Source organism: Pauljensenia sp. UMB6358 (genome assembly GCF_030216865.1).
Classification (GTDB): domain Bacteria; phylum Actinomycetota; class Actinomycetes; order Actinomycetales; family Actinomycetaceae; genus Pauljensenia; species Pauljensenia turicensis_A.
This window is the reverse complement of the sequence record NZ_JASOMS010000062.1, coordinates 1-367: the sequence shown is the minus strand read 5'-3', so window position 1 is coordinate 367 and position 367 is coordinate 1. Positions and strand designations below refer to the sequence as shown.

The following is a 367-nucleotide window of genomic DNA, read 5'->3' as shown; positions in this document are numbered from 1 at the left end:
GCTCATCCTCGCCATCGCCGGAACAATTCTCTCGTGTGTACCCGGCATCATAATCCTCGGGTGGATCCTCCTGCCCGCCTCCTTCGTCCTCGGACTCGTCGCCGTGCTTCAGAAGGACAAGGCCCATGGTCAAGGCCTCGCAGCGATCATCATTTCCATCGTTGGAACCATCGTCGCAGCCATTGCTTTCATCGCCGTCATCGACCACGCCGTAGATCAGGCGCTGACCACTGAGACCACGACCTCGACCCCCGCAGCCTCGTCGCCTCAAAGCACTCCCGCCGAATCGAACGCCCCCGCTACGAATGAGGGCGATGCCGGCTCCTCCAGGGAGAATCCTCTCCCCATCGGCTCGGAGATCACGACG

1 pseudogene is annotated in these 367 nt (G+C 61.9%); it reads left to right on the top strand.

What is annotated here, in order from left to right:
* Nucleotides 1-367: pseudogene (locus tag QP381_RS08640) on the top strand (hypothetical protein); the annotation flags it as partial.